The organism is Streptomyces sp. ATLC9 (genome assembly GCF_057196705.1).
Genome location: NZ_JBXUOY010000152.1, coordinates 1 through 12,829, shown reverse-complemented (window position 1 = coordinate 12,829; position 12,829 = coordinate 1). Strand labels below are relative to the sequence as shown.

Genomic DNA, 12,829 nt, shown 5'->3' with positions numbered 1-12,829 from the left:
CAGCCCCCCCGCCCCCGCCGCCCCCCCGCCCGCCCCCCCCCCCCCCCCCCCCCCCCCCCCCCCCCCCCCCCCCCCCCCCCCCCCCCCCCCCCCCGGGTCCGGCCTCAGAGCGCGGTGGAGGTGTCCAGGACCCCGAAGCGCGCGCCCTGGTTGTCGGTGAGGACGGCGTGGCGTCCGAAGGGGGTGTCCTGCGGGCCGTCGACCGTGCGGCCGCCCAGGCGCACGGCCGTGCGGACGGCCGCGTCGCAGTCGGCGACCGCGAAGTGGACGAGGAAGTGGGCGGGCATCTCCACCGGATACGTCTCGTCGATCATCGTACGGCTGCCGACGGCGTGCTCGTCGTCGGCGGGCTCCCCGCGCGGGGCCCAGACCATGACGTCGGCCGCCTCCCCCGCGTTCCCGTCACCGGCCGGGTACATGCCGTAGCCGAAGACCTCCCGGTAGAAGGCGTCCACCGGCTCCCTCTCCCGGGTGCACACCTCCGTCCACACGTACGAGCCGGGCTCGCGCACCGTCTCGAAGCCCTCCAGCGCCTCCGGCTGCCACAGGCCGAAGACCGCGCCGCCCGGATCGACGGCGGTGGCCGCCGTGCCCTCCCCGCCGACCGCCTCGGGCTCGGTGACGAGCTGCCCGCCCGCGGCCCGGATGCGCCGGGCGGTCGCCGCGGCGTCGGGGGTGGCGAAGTAGACCGTCCACACCGTAGGCAGCCGGCCGTCCGGTTTGCGGACGAGCGACGCGGCCCGCCGGCCGTCGAGCAGCGCGACCGTGCGGGAGCCCTGTCCGGGCCGTCCGGGTGGCGCCGGGTCGCCGAAGGTCCAGCCGAACAGCTCGCCGTAGAAGCGCTTGCCCGCCTCCGGATCGGGGAGCATCGCGTCGGTCCAGCAGGGTGTGCCCTCGGCGAAGGCGCCACCGGCAGCGGTCATCTCCGGTTCCTTCCGTACGGTTGCGTCATGGCGGGCGGATACTGTCCGCGTATCACCCCTATCGCAGTAGACCACCCCATTTGGGGTCGGTCGAATCGCGGGCGGATCATCCCTCGGTAAGCTGACGACATGACAGGACAAGTACGAACTGTTGACGGTCGGGTGGCCGGACGACGTGGCCAGGAGACGCGGCAGAAACTGCTCACCTGCCTCGACGAGATGCTCAGCTCGTCGCCCTACCGCGACGTCCGCGTGATCGACGTCGCCCGGCGCGCGGGCACCTCCCCCGCGACCTTCTACCAGTACTTCCCGGACGTGGAGGGAGCCGTCCTGGAGCTGGCCGAGGAGATGTCGAGGGAGAGCTCCTCACTGAGCGAACTGGCCGCCGACCGCACGTGGACGGGCAAGGCCGGGTGGCGGGCGGCGGAGGACCTGGTGGACGGCCTCCTCTCCTTCTGGCGGGAGAACGACGCGATCCTGCGAGTGGTGGATCTGGGCGCGGCGGAGGGGGACAAACGTTTCTCCAAGATCCGCGCGAAGGTCCTCGGCGGCATCACCGGCCCGCTGGCCGACTCCATCGGAAAGCTCCAGTCCAAGGGCAAGACGGACCCCGACATCAGTGCGGCGGCCGTGGCGGGCTCGCTGGTGTCGATGCTCACCTCCGTGGCCGGGCAGCAGAAGGCCGCGCAGAGCTGGGGCGCCAGGAAGTCCGATCTGAAGCCGAGCCTCGCCTATCTGCTCTACCTGGGCGTCACCGGCCGCAAGCCCAGCCGGTAGGCGTCCCGGGCGGCCGGACCCTGTCACCGGCCGCCCGGGAGGCCCGCGGGCGTCAGAAGCGGCTGTGGAGGAGCCTGTTCGGCGACCCCTGCCCCGGACCCGCCACCCGGCCGGGGCTCGACGCGTCCAGCAGCGCCCGGGCCACCGCCTCGGGCGTGGCGTCCGGGTCGTCCGACACGTGGAGCGCCGCGGCGCCCGTCACGTGCGGCGCCGACATCGACGTACCGCTCATCGTCCGCACCGCGGTCTCCGAGTCGATACCCGCCGACGGGATGGAGGCGCCGGGCGCGAACACGTCCACGCAGCCGCCGTGGTTGGACCAGCTCGGCCTGGAGTCGTCCCGCGCCGTCGCGGCCACCGTGATCACGGACGGCTCGCGGGCCGGCGACTGGGTGCACGCGTCGGTGCCCTTGTTGCCCGCCGAGACCACGACGGTGATCCCCGCCTCGACCATCTTCCGCACCGCCGCGTCCTTGGCCGCGCTCGCGGAGCCGCCGATGCTGACGTTGGCGACCGCGGGCCCGACGGCGTTCCCCGCGACCCAGTCGTAGCCGGCCAGCACGCCCTCGGTGGTGCCCGAGTTCTGGCAGTTGAGCACCTTCACGGCGACCAGCCTCACGCCCTTGGCCACACCGTGCGTCTCACCGCCCACGATCCCCGCCACATGCGTGCCGTGCCCGTGGCAGTCGGAGGCCGTCCGGTTGCCGTCCACGAAGTTGTAGCCGTAGGAGGCGCGTCCGCCGAAGTCCTCGTGGGCGATGTTGATGCCGGAGTCCACGACGTAGGCGGTGACGTTCGGCGCCGTGGTGTCGTAGCCGTAGCTCGCGTCCAGCGGCAGGTCGCGCTGGTCGATGCGGTCCAGACCCCAGCCCGGATCCGGCTGCAGCAGGGTGCCGCTCACATCCGGCGCCTTCGACGGGCCCGGTATCCGCGGGAGGTCCGGCGTCTGCGGCAGGTCGTCGCCGCGCTCGACGCGGTTGGCCTCGATGTACGCCACCGAGGGGTCGGCGGCCAGGCGCCGCGCCTGCTTCTCGGTGGCCTTCAGCGAGAAGCCCTTGAGAGCCGAGGAGTAGGTGCGTTCCGCCTTGCCGCCGAAGGCGGCGGTCAGCCTATCGGCCCGGTCGCGTACGCCTCCCGCCGTCATCGGCCCGCGGGCCCGGTCGCCGGACTCCTTCAGCACCACGATGTACTCGCCGTCCAGCGCGCCGGGCGCGCCCGCGCCCCGGACCTCCCCCGGGGGAGCGGGTTTCGAACCGGGGGCGGCGGCCGAGGCCGCCTCGGCGGTGGTGCCCGTCAGGACGAGTGCCGCCAGTGCGGCGCCGACGGCTATTCGGGGTCTTCTGGCCTTCTTCAACGTGTGTTCTCTCTTCGCTGGGAAGTGCGTGTGCAGGGGAGAGCGATCACGGTTGTAGTCGATGGCACGTCACCGCGGGGCACCGGGGTGCCACGGCACCGCGCCCCGGTGCACTCCCGTGCCACCGCGGCCGCGCACCGCCGGGCCTCACAGCCAGCCCCGCCGCTGGGCCTGGAGGGCGAGCTGGAAGCGGCTGCCCGCGCCGGCCTGTGCCATCAGCAGCTCCATGCGGCGGAAGAACGTGCGGCGACTGACGCCCAGTTCGCGGATGATCTGGCTGTCGGGCACCCCCGCGACCAGCATCGCCAGGATGCGGCGTTCGGCCGGGCCGGGCCGGGCGCCGCCCGGCGCGGCGATCCCGCTCTCGGGGTGGACGGGCAGCGCCCGGTCCCAGTACGCCTCGAACAGCGCCCGCAGCGCTGCCAGTAACGCGCCCGGCCGCACCACGAGCACGCTGCGGCTGACGTCCACGTCCGCGATGGACAACGAGACGAAGCCGACGCGGTCGTCCACCACCGTCAGCTTCACCGGCAGCCCGGACACCACCCGGGCCTCCTCGCCCGCGTCCACGCACGGCTGGACGTTCCCGGCGAGGTAGCCGGGGCGGGCGAGCGACTCCCGCGTGTACACCACCCGGTAGCGCACACCCCGGCGCAACTGCCCGACCTCCTCCTTGGTGCCGCGCTCGGTGTCCCGGAAGTACGGCGGCGAGTCGAACCGCAGCACCTCCCGCCGCGCGCCGCCCAGCGCCTCGCCCAGCACCCGCTCGATGTCACCGCCGGTCACCTCCGCGGCGACCGAGCCGCCCACGGCCGACGGCGTACGGCGGCGGTAGCGCTCGTAGGCGCGCGCGACCGCGGAGCGGGCCTCCTCCAGCCGCAGCGTCTCGCGCCGGGAGAGCAGCTCCAGCGCGGACGCGGGCGGTACGGGCACCAGCCCGCCGGCGGCCTCCTCCCCGGTGGGGTCCTCCACCGCCAGGCCGAGCGCGAGCAGCGCACGCCGCGCCTCGGGGGAGGCCGGGGGCGCCGGGCGGCCCGTCAGCAGCGCCACGTACAGGGCGACGGCCCCGCCGTCCACGCCGAGCGCGGACAGGTGGGCCGCCAGGGTGTCGGGGCGCGGCTCACCCGCCGGTGCACCGCCTCCGTCGCGCCTCACGCTGCGGCACCTTAGTGCCGCTGTCCCACGGGTGTCACCGGCCGTTCGCCCACCGGTGTACAAAGTCCGCGTACGCCGCTCGCCGGCCGGTCCGCGACCCCGGTCGCCGGGCGGGGTGCGGCCCGCTTCCGTGGCGACGGTCACGGCCCGGCGCCCGGGCGGTCCCCCCGGGTGCCGCACCGCGCGCGGAGGCAGGGCGCGTTCTCCGGGCGACCGGGTTGCGGTACGCGGGTCCTGCGTTCCGGGTACCGGTCGCCCGGACGGACAGGTGATGGGTGCGACCGGCGGTGCCTCCCCGCATCGCGCCAGGGCCGCCGGGATGTCGTGCCCCGGCGGCCCCGGCTTTCCCCGTTCCCTTCGCTCGCTGCCCGGATTGGCGGGCGTCCCGCCGGAGCATGATCTGTGCGTGACGACGACGAGCGCGAGGACGTACGGGGAACGGCACGCGGTGGTACGGCTGCCGGAGTTCGCCGGGGCCGACCGGGAGGAGATCCGCGAGGGCGTCCCCGACCCCTTCGAGATCGAGGGGCTGGTCATGGCGTGGCAGCCCAAGCAGGAGCACTTCGGCATCCGGCGGGAGGGCCGCCTGGTCGCGCACGCGGGCCTGGTGACCGTGCCGGTGGCCGTCGCGGGCCGGCGTACCGAGGCGGTGGGTCTGGGCGGTGTGATCGTCGCTCCCGGGCTGCGCGGGAGGGGTCTGGCGCGGGCGGTCGTCACCGCGGCGGTGGACCACGCGCGCGGCATGGGTCCCGACCTCGGTCTGCTGTTCTGCTGGCCGGAGCGGATGCCGGTCTACGAGGCGCTCGGCTGGCGGGAGCTGGAGGAGCACGTCCGCGTCGAGCAGCCCGACGGGCCGGTGACCATGCCGATGCGCACCATGTGGACGCCGCTGCGCGAGGGCGCCGACTGGCCGCCCGGCCCGGTGCGCCTGCTGTCGCTGCCGTTCTAGTGCGAGTCGGTCGGGGTCTGCCCGGTGGCGAGGCTCCCCCGGGCGCCGGGTCCGCGGGTCCGCGGGTCCGCGGTGTCGCCCGGTCGTTCGGAGGCCGGGCACACGGAGGAGGAAGCGGGGCATAGACTCATGGGCATGCACATGCCCGACGACAGCAGACCAGTGCACATCATCGGGGGAGGGCCCGGCGGGCTGGCGACCGCCGCCGCGCTCAAGGAGCGCGGCATACGGTCCGTCGTGCTGGAGAGGGGCGACTCCGTCGGATCCTCCTGGCGCGGCCACTACGACCGGCTGCGCCTGCACACCACACGCCGCCGTTCCGCACTGCCCGGCATGCCGATCCCGCGCTCGTACGGGCGCTGGGTGCGCCGGGACGACCTGGTGCGCTATCTGGAAGAGTACGCGATCCACCACGGGCTGGAGATCGCCGCGGGCGTGGAGGTCAACCGCGTCGACCGGGCCGACGACGGCAGCTGGGTGCTGCGGGCCAACGGCGGCCGGGAGCTGGCCGCACCGGTGGCCGTGGTGGCCACCGGTCACAACCACACCCCGCGCGTGCCCGACTGGCCCGGCCGCGACTCGTTCAGGGGCGAGCTGCTGCACGCCCGCTCCTACCGCGACGCGCGGCCGTACGAGGGCCGGGACGTGCTGGTCGTCGGCACCGGCAACACCGGCACCGAGATAGCCCTGGACCTGGCCGAGGGCGGCGCGGCGCGAGTGCGGCTCGCGGTGCGCACCCCGCCCCACATCGTCCGCCGCTCCACGCTGGGCTGGCCCGCGCAGGCCACCGGCATCGCGGTGCGGCGGCTGCCGGTGCGCCTGGTGGACACAGCGGCCCGGGGACTGGCGAGGGTCTCCCTGCCGGACCTGACGCGCCACGGCCTGCCGCGCCCCGGGACCGGCCTGTACACCCGGGTGCGGCAGGGCGCGATCCCCGTGCAGGACACGGGTTTCGTCAAGGCCGTGCGCCGGGGGCGGATAGAACCGGTGGCGGCGGTGGAGTCCTTCGACGGGCCCGAGGTCGCCCTCGCCGACGGCAGCACCGTCACCCCGGACACCGTCATAGCGGCCACCGGCTACCGGCGCGGGCTGGAGGAGATGGTGGGCCACCTCGGCGTGCTGGACGAGCGCGGGCTGCCCCGCGCCCGCGGCCCCCGTACCCTGCCGACCGCCGCGGGCCTGTACTTCACCGGCTACACCAACCCCCTCAGCGGCATGCTGCGCGAACTGGCCATCGACGCACGGAAGATCGCCCGCGCCGTCGCCCGCACGACGACCGGGTGACGGAACGGCCGGGGGCCGTCGTCCGCGACTCGCGCCGGAGGGGTGTCCGCTCTCCGGCGCGGAACCGCCCTTCCCCGGCCCGCTTCGACACCGAGCGGGCCGCAGCGAATCCGCACACCCCCACCGGCGCACGCGGCCCTCCCCGAGTGGCTCGACGGATCGGCCGCCACCCACGCGTCGAGGACCACCGTCCTCTCACGGATGACGACAAGCACCGAAGCGGCCAGGGATGAACTCGAAGAGGGCGGCCGGCCTGCCAGGCGCCGACCCGGGGCGGGGCGGAGCCGATCAAAAGGAGCGATTGAACACTCAGAGTCGCGAATGAGATACACAGAGTAGCACGGCTCCGCTTCCCCGCCCATCGAGACGGGCCACCGTCCCACTATTTCATGCGAAGACGCGCATAGTCGCGTCTGTGCATAGACGCAGTGCGGCGGCCCCTCGTACGGTTTTACCCAACGGCCCGCCAGGGGGCTGCGGATCAGGGGGGTTCGCATGGCACGCGAGGAACTGACCCGGCTTACCGGCAACGGAAACGGCGAGTGCGGAGAGGACGACTGTCCGAATGTGTACCGCACGGAGCGAGGAACACTCGTCGTGCAGGGATATCTGACCGACGCTTTCACGCCGCCACAGGGGGAAGGGCTGGTCGAGATTCCTGAAAGCGTTTTCCTGGAGGCTGTCCGTGCTCTTGAAGGGTGAGAACTGGAGAGCGGTTCTTCGAGGTTTTCGGTCGGAGGCCTGGAGGCTCGAGACACTACCGCAGTACACCGTGCCGCAGGAGGCAGCGGAGCTGGCCGCCTTCCGAGCGGGAAAACGGGTCGACCCGCGCGCCTACTCGTCCCCGTACACCGAAGACCTGAAACGGCTGCGGAGAGAGGGGAAGAGAAAGGGACGCGTCCACATCGTCACCCGTCCGCTCTCCGAGTATCTGCGTTTCGAGTTCTCCCGGTACTACGCGCCGCACGTGGCGGCCGGCGAGGACATCCGAATCCTCGATGTCACCGACAGGGACAACCCTCTGCCGGGAGTTCAGGACTTCTGGCTGTTCGACCGCTCCAGAGTCGTACTCATGAGATACCGGGAGGACGGAACGCAGATCGGCCGGGAGACATACGACGACGACCCCGCGCCGTTCCTGGAACATCAGCGCATCGCGGTCGCCGAATCGGTTCCCTTCCTGGAGTACGCGGGCGAGTGACATTCGATCCTGGACAGCTCGGCCGATCCGGACAGGAGCTGGCAAAGCTACTCCGAGACCTGCGCAAGCGGGCCGGGCTTTCCGGGGTCCGGCTCGCCGCTCGCTGCAACATGTCCCAGTCCAAGGTCAGCCGTATCGAGAGCGGCAAGGTGCGGCCCTCTCTCGTCGACATCAGGCAGATCCTGAGAGCACTCGACGCGCCGCCCAAGGCGATCGAGGAGATCTCGGCGCTCGCCCGGCAGGCCAACACGGAGTGGCGGAACCTGCGGGAGCTGCGCCGCAAGGGGCTGGCAACCAGACAGGCGGAGCTGAAGGCCCTGGAGGCATCCTCGGTCCACATGCGGTACTTCCTGCTGTCGATGGTGACCGGACTGCTGGCCACACCGGAGTACGTACGGGCGAGTCTTGCCCACTCGTCGGCGGACACGAGCAGGGCCGCGGCCGGAAAGCTGGAAAGACAGGCGGTCCTGTACGACACCGCCAAGCGGTTCACCTTCATACTGACCGAGCAGGCGGTCCGCTGGCCCGTCGTCGCTCCGCCGGCCCTGGCCGAGCAGATGGATCGGCTGGCCTCCCTCTCCCATATGTCGAACGTGCGTATCGGCGTGCTCCCCGTGGGCGAGTCCACTCAGCGCGTCCCGCTGAGCACGTTCACCGTCTACGACTCGACGCTGGTCACCATCGAGACGACCTCCGGCAGTCTTTTCCTCCACGACGGCCGGGACATCCAAAGTTATCTGGACGAGTTCTCCGGATACGAGAAGAGCGCCCTCTTCGGTGACGCGGCCAGAGAAAAACTGGCCGAGTGGGCGACTGCCTGCCGTTCTTGATCTTTAATCCACAACGCGATTAGAAAGCGGATCCCTCCCCCTCGCCGGGAGAACATCTCCGCCGGACGGACGACCGGTGGGAGGGAACACAGAATGAGCGCAGCGAAGCCGACGACGTCGGGGGCCGTGCATCTGCGGCTTCCATCTCCGCCCCCGGACCCCGCTCCCGGCTGCGACGTGTGCGAGGCGCTGGCGAAACAGCGCCACGAGGCGGAGGACAGGGGCGACGTGTCGGCGGCGTCCGAGGCGGACGCGGAGATCCGCAACCATCCGCGCGAGGCACGGCGGCGATGACGCGTACGGCCCTGCGACACGTGCGGCACCGGAGCACACGGCATCCGGACACGGACGCCGCCCTCGGTGTCCCGGAGGGAGCGCGGCGCCGGCGATGCGGACTCCCGGGCCTGCCTCTGCCGAGATCCGGCGTTACTCGAACAGTTGATCGCTCCTCACGGGGCATGGGAGGAATCACGATGAGACGGATTCAGGTGTCGGTCCTGGTGCTCTGCGAGGGCGCGGGCATGCCACGCGTACTCACGGTCAGGCACCCGTCCACGGGCACATGGTCGCTGCCGGGGGCCGAGGTGTCCGAAGGGGAGGCGATCCCCGACGCGGGGGCGCTGGCGCTGGCGCGACAGACCGGCCTGGTGCTGCGTCTGGCCCGCGTACTGGCTCTCGACCACGCGCCGGGCGAGAGGTCCGGCGGGGAGCCGGACACGCTGCACGTCGTGTTGGACGGAGGGGTCGTGAGAGAGGAACGGGCCCGCATGCTGGTGCGGCTGCCCTCCCGGATGCGCACCCTGCCGCCTGCGCGGTGGGCGTCGCCGGCCGAGATGGGCGAGTGGCCGGGGCGCTTCGGACACGCCCTCGCCGCCAGCGCCCGTGGTGCCCCCCTGCCCATGCTCGTCAACGGGGTGAGCGACGTGGAGACGGCGAGGACGGCCAGGCGCGGTACGTGCGGCGCCCCTCCCCGGAACCGGGGGCCCGTGCCACGGGCAAGGCGCGCGCCCGGGCACTGAGCGGTCCGGAACGGTCCTTTCCACCGGGGGCGCCGGCCGGGAGACGATGAGCGTCGGACCTCCACCCGCCGTTTCCGCGAGGAAGTCGGGACGAGTCCGCCGCGGTGGCTCACCCGGCAGCGGGTCGAGCGCGCCCGGCACCCGCTGGAGAGCGGCGGTCCGCCGGTGGAACGGGTCGCCGCGGAGGCCGGTTTCCGGCACGGCGGCCTCGCCCCGGCCGCGTTTCCGGGCGGCGCCGGGCGTTCCGCCAGACGCGTACCGCCGCACCTTCCTCACGGCGGAGGGCCGTTGACGCGCGAGGCGGCGGCGCGGGGCGCGCGGTGTCAGGTGCGGACCGGCTGGGCGCGCGGTCCGTCGTAGGCGTCCCGCGGGGCGGTGCGGACCGCGGCCCTTCCGGGGTCCCCGGTGCCCCGGGCGTCCGCGCTCTCGGCCGCCGCGTCGCCGCCGCGGTCCAGTTCGCACCAGATGCGCTTGCCCGTGCCCTCCCTGAGCCAGCCCCAGCGGTCGGCGAGCCCGCCCACCAGTTCCAGGCCGCGGCCGCCGGTGGCTCCGCCCCCGGCCGGCCGCCGCAGCGGGGGACTGCTGCTGGTGTCGGCGACCTCGATCCGTACCGTCCCTCCCCCCGCCGCGAGGCACCCGGAGAGGAGCATGCGCAGCACAGCGGGGCGCCCGGTGTGGACGACGGCGTTGGTCACCAGTTCCGAGACCAGCAGCACCAGCGTCTCCACCATGCAGTCGTCCGGTTCCAGGCCGAATCCGGCCAGTCTCGACCTGGCCCACCTGCGGGCTCTGCCCACCTCCTCGGGGTCGCTTCCGACCTCCAGCTGCACCTGAAGCATCTGCACCCTTCACACCGTCCATGGCCCGGGTCCGTACGGCCTCACGCCGACGCGAGGACACTGTCCGTTCCCCCGGTGTCGCACAGAGTGCTGTAAGCGGCGTCGCGGCAACAAGCGCTTCAGGCATATTCCGGCGCAAAGGAGTAGTGGCACCGCATACTGTGCGACGCCCGGGCCGGGGAGTCGAACACCCGAGCCCGGCGGGCGGCACGGGCCCCGGAGCGGGGCGGTCCGCCGCGGTGCGCCACCGGACGCGCCCGGGGGCGTGGGCCCCTCTTCCTCCGCGTGCTTTCCGGGATCGGCTCGGGCCGTGTAAGCGATGGCGGCGCCGCGCCCGCGCGGGCGGGGAGGGGTCAGGCGCTGAGCGGGCCGGCGGCTTCGTCGGCCGCCGCGTCGAGGTCCGGGTAGCAGTCGAAGAGCCGGCGCACCCCGAGCGCCGCGAGGACCCGGTTGACGTGGGAGCCGTCCACCGCGCCCTGGGCCGGGAGGATCAGCCGGAGGCGGCCTGCGCACGAGCGCATCAGCCGGCGCGAGGCTATGAGGACACCGACGCCGCTGGAGTCGCAGAACAGCACCTGCGACAGGTCCAGTACGAGGTCGCGGCGGCCGTCGGCCACGGCGTCGTGCACATGCTGGCGGACCACGGGAGAGGTGACGAGATCCAGCTCACCCGACACCCGCAGTACGGCCCATTCCCCCCGGTCCTCCCCGATCACCTTCAACGACACGTGCTCGCAGTCCCTTCATCCGCCGACACCGACCGGAACGCTTCCTCTCCCCGCCCCTCCCTCTCACCGGCCGCTCCCGCCGGATGCCGTCACGACACCTGTAGACCTCGACCCTATGCCGAACCGGGTCCCCGCCTCCCCCGACTTCCGGTCACACCCGCGTAACACCCACCGGATCCGGACAGGACCGAACCGCCCCGATCACCGCGAAGACGCATGAAGTGACCGGCCGGCGACCGTGCGCGACCGTGTGGAGAAGCACACCGTCGCAAAGGGGAGGCCTCCCGCCGGTTTCTCCCCTTACTCTCGGTACGAGCGCAGGCTGGGGGTGGAGGATGCCGAACGAGACGCCCGACGGGACATCCGGCACGACACGTCCTCACCGGGACCACGGGATACGACGGCGGCTGGTGCGGGGGGAGGAGTCCGCGCTGGCCGAGCTGTACGACGGGCACGCGTCCGTGGTGCGCGGCCTCGCCCACCGTTTCCTGGACGACGAGGACGCCGCGGACCGCATCGTGGCGGAGGTCTTCGCCGAGGTCTGGGCGGACCCCGGGGCGTACCGGCCGGAGCACGGCTCGCTGCGCTCGTGGCTGACCGAGCTCACCCGGCTGCGGGCGCTGCGGTACCTGGACGAGAGCCGCCTCGACCCGGAGTCGCGGGCCCGGCTGGAGGAGCGGATCCGCGCCGCGTCCGCCGCCGCCCGCGCGGACCGCATGGTCACCGCCATGCCCGGCCCGCTGCGGACGGCCCTGGAGCTGGCGTACATCGGGCGCCGGGACTACCGCGAGGCCGCCGCCGAACTGGGCGTCAGCGAGGACGAGGCGCGGCGGCGGCTGAGGCTTGGCCTGCAACTGCTCTCCACGGCCGCGGAGAACGGCTCGGGGAAGGCCTCGTGAGCCCCGCCGGAGACCGGGAGCCCGGACCGGCGTCGGCGCCGGGAGGCGGCGGGGAGGGCGGAGGGGCCGGCACGCCGCCCGACGAACATCTCGCCCTGAAGTCCCTGCTGGGCGTATGGGCCCTGGCGGTGTGCCCGCCCGAGGAGACCGCGGCCGTCGAGGCGCACCTGCCCCGGTGCCCGCCCTGCGCCGAGGAGGCGCGGCGGCTGCGGGACGCCGTGGGGCTGATGCACCGTGAGGAGAGCCTGGATCCGGACCCGCTGCTGCGCTCACGGGTGCTGGACGAGTGCCTGCGCCGGCGTCCGGCCGACACCCCGCTGCCGGAGTGGGTGGCGCCCTACGACACGGAGACCGCGCGGCTCGACGCGCTGCTGCGCGACATGGGCGAGGCGGAGTGGGACGCCCCGGTCCTGCTGCGCTGGGCGACGGGCGAGCGCACGCTGACGCTGTGCGGGGTCCTCGCCCACCTCGGCTCGGTGGACGGCCTGGTGGCCACCGCGCTCGGGCTGGACGACCCCCTCGGTCCCGGCGCCCCGCGCACCGTGGGCGACCGCACGGAGACGGCGGTCGAGCGGTGCCGCGCGCACGGGCCGCCGTTCGTGCGGAACAAGTGGCGCACCCAGACCCGGAACATCGTGCGCACCGCGGCCCTGCGCGCTCACGAGGCCGACCTGCCGGTGGACTTCGCCGAGTTCCGGCGTCCACTGCACGACGCGCTGGCCGGGCGGGCGTTCGCGTGCTGGATCCACGCGGAGGACATCGCCACGGCGGTCGACTACCCGTACGAGCCGCCCGCGCCCGAACACCTCGCCCGCATGGTCGACTTCACCGTCCGGCGGCTCCCGGAGACCATCGCGGCGGGGCGCCGCGC

At 73.4% G+C, this 12,829-nt stretch carries 15 protein-coding genes and 1 pseudogene; 11 read left to right on the top strand and 5 right to left on the bottom strand.

Features of this window, described 5'->3' with window-relative positions:
- Positions 1–104: 104 nt before the first annotated feature.
- Positions 105–923 carry a VOC family protein gene (locus AC2CJA_RS16510; RefSeq protein ID WP_484603467.1) on the bottom strand — a complete coding sequence of 273 codons (819 nt, stop codon included), beginning with the start codon at positions 921–923 and terminating at the stop codon, positions 105–107.
- A gap of 129 nt (positions 924–1,052) precedes the next feature.
- On the opposite strand from AC2CJA_RS16510, the gene AC2CJA_RS16505 reads away from it, so the two are divergent.
- Positions 1,053–1,700, top strand: coding sequence for a TetR family transcriptional regulator (locus AC2CJA_RS16505; RefSeq protein WP_484603466.1), 648 nt, complete (start codon positions 1,053–1,055; stop codon positions 1,698–1,700).
- 52 nt (positions 1,701–1,752) lie between these two features.
- Here AC2CJA_RS16505 and AC2CJA_RS16500 read toward each other — a convergent pair whose 3' ends face one another.
- Positions 1,753–3,054, bottom strand: a complete 1,302-nt coding sequence (locus AC2CJA_RS16500; protein ID WP_484603465.1) for a S8 family peptidase — start codon at positions 3,052–3,054, stop codon at positions 1,753–1,755.
- A gap of 147 nt (positions 3,055–3,201) precedes the next feature.
- Positions 3,202–4,209 (bottom strand): LuxR family transcriptional regulator, encoded by a 1,008-nt coding sequence (locus AC2CJA_RS16495; protein ID WP_484603464.1) that lies wholly within the window; start codon positions 4,207–4,209, stop codon positions 3,202–3,204.
- 406 nt (positions 4,210–4,615) lie between these two features.
- Here AC2CJA_RS16495 and AC2CJA_RS16490 point away from each other — a divergent pair, with 406 nt between their 5' ends.
- The 8 genes and pseudogenes from AC2CJA_RS16490 to AC2CJA_RS16455 all read left to right on the top strand — a co-directional run.
- Complete coding sequence (locus AC2CJA_RS16490; RefSeq protein WP_484603463.1) at positions 4,616–5,158, top strand: GNAT family N-acetyltransferase; 543 nt, start codon at positions 4,616–4,618, stop codon at positions 5,156–5,158.
- Positions 5,159–5,293: 135 nt separating this feature from the next.
- The gene (locus AC2CJA_RS16485) at positions 5,294–6,442 is read left to right on the top strand and encodes a flavin-containing monooxygenase (RefSeq protein ID WP_484603462.1); all 1,149 of its coding nucleotides are present in this window, start codon (positions 5,294–5,296) and stop codon (positions 6,440–6,442) included.
- A gap of 495 nt (positions 6,443–6,937) precedes the next feature.
- On the top strand, positions 6,938–7,144 hold the full coding sequence (locus AC2CJA_RS16480) for a hypothetical protein (RefSeq protein ID WP_484603461.1): 207 nt from the start codon (positions 6,938–6,940) through the stop codon (positions 7,142–7,144).
- Positions 7,128–7,643, top strand: coding sequence for a DUF6879 family protein (locus AC2CJA_RS16475; protein WP_484603460.1), 516 nt, complete (start codon positions 7,128–7,130; stop codon positions 7,641–7,643). The genes AC2CJA_RS16480 and AC2CJA_RS16475 overlap by 17 nt, the downstream gene beginning before the upstream one ends.
- A complete protein-coding gene (locus AC2CJA_RS16470) occupies positions 7,640–8,473 on the top strand; it encodes a helix-turn-helix domain-containing protein (RefSeq protein WP_484603459.1) in 834 nt (277 codons plus the stop codon). The genes AC2CJA_RS16475 and AC2CJA_RS16470 overlap by 4 nt, the downstream gene beginning before the upstream one ends.
- Before the next feature lie 93 nt (positions 8,474–8,566).
- On the top strand, positions 8,567–8,767 hold the full coding sequence (locus tag AC2CJA_RS16465; RefSeq protein ID WP_484603458.1) for a hypothetical protein: 201 nt from the start codon (positions 8,567–8,569) through the stop codon (positions 8,765–8,767).
- 179 nt (positions 8,768–8,946) lie between these two features.
- Positions 8,947–9,492 (top strand): NUDIX hydrolase, encoded by a 546-nt coding sequence (locus AC2CJA_RS16460; protein WP_484603457.1) that lies wholly within the window; start codon positions 8,947–8,949, stop codon positions 9,490–9,492.
- Positions 9,493–9,603: 111 nt separating this feature from the next.
- Positions 9,604–9,852, top strand: a pseudogene (locus AC2CJA_RS16455) (hypothetical protein); the annotation flags it as partial.
- Here the strand turns inward: AC2CJA_RS16455 and AC2CJA_RS16450 are convergent.
- Together AC2CJA_RS16450 and AC2CJA_RS16445 are read right to left on the bottom strand one after the other, a co-directional pair.
- Complete coding sequence (locus AC2CJA_RS16450) at positions 9,816–10,337, bottom strand: ATP-binding protein (protein WP_484603456.1); 522 nt, start codon at positions 10,335–10,337, stop codon at positions 9,816–9,818. The pseudogene AC2CJA_RS16455 and the gene AC2CJA_RS16450 overlap by 37 nt on opposite strands.
- 347 nt (positions 10,338–10,684) lie before the next feature.
- Entirely contained in the window at positions 10,685–11,059 is a 375-nt protein-coding gene (locus AC2CJA_RS16445) for an STAS domain-containing protein (protein ID WP_484603455.1), read from the bottom strand.
- 335 nt (positions 11,060–11,394) lie between these two features.
- Here AC2CJA_RS16445 and AC2CJA_RS16440 point away from each other — a divergent pair, with 335 nt between their 5' ends.
- Together AC2CJA_RS16440 and AC2CJA_RS16435 are read left to right on the top strand one after the other, a co-directional pair.
- Entirely contained in the window at positions 11,395–11,958 is a 564-nt protein-coding gene (locus tag AC2CJA_RS16440; RefSeq protein WP_484603454.1) for an RNA polymerase sigma factor, read from the top strand.
- On the top strand, positions 11,955–12,829 hold an 875-nt coding region (locus tag AC2CJA_RS16435; RefSeq protein WP_484603453.1), incomplete at its 3' end, for a maleylpyruvate isomerase mycothiol-dependent enzyme family protein. The genes AC2CJA_RS16440 and AC2CJA_RS16435, both read left to right, overlap by 4 nt.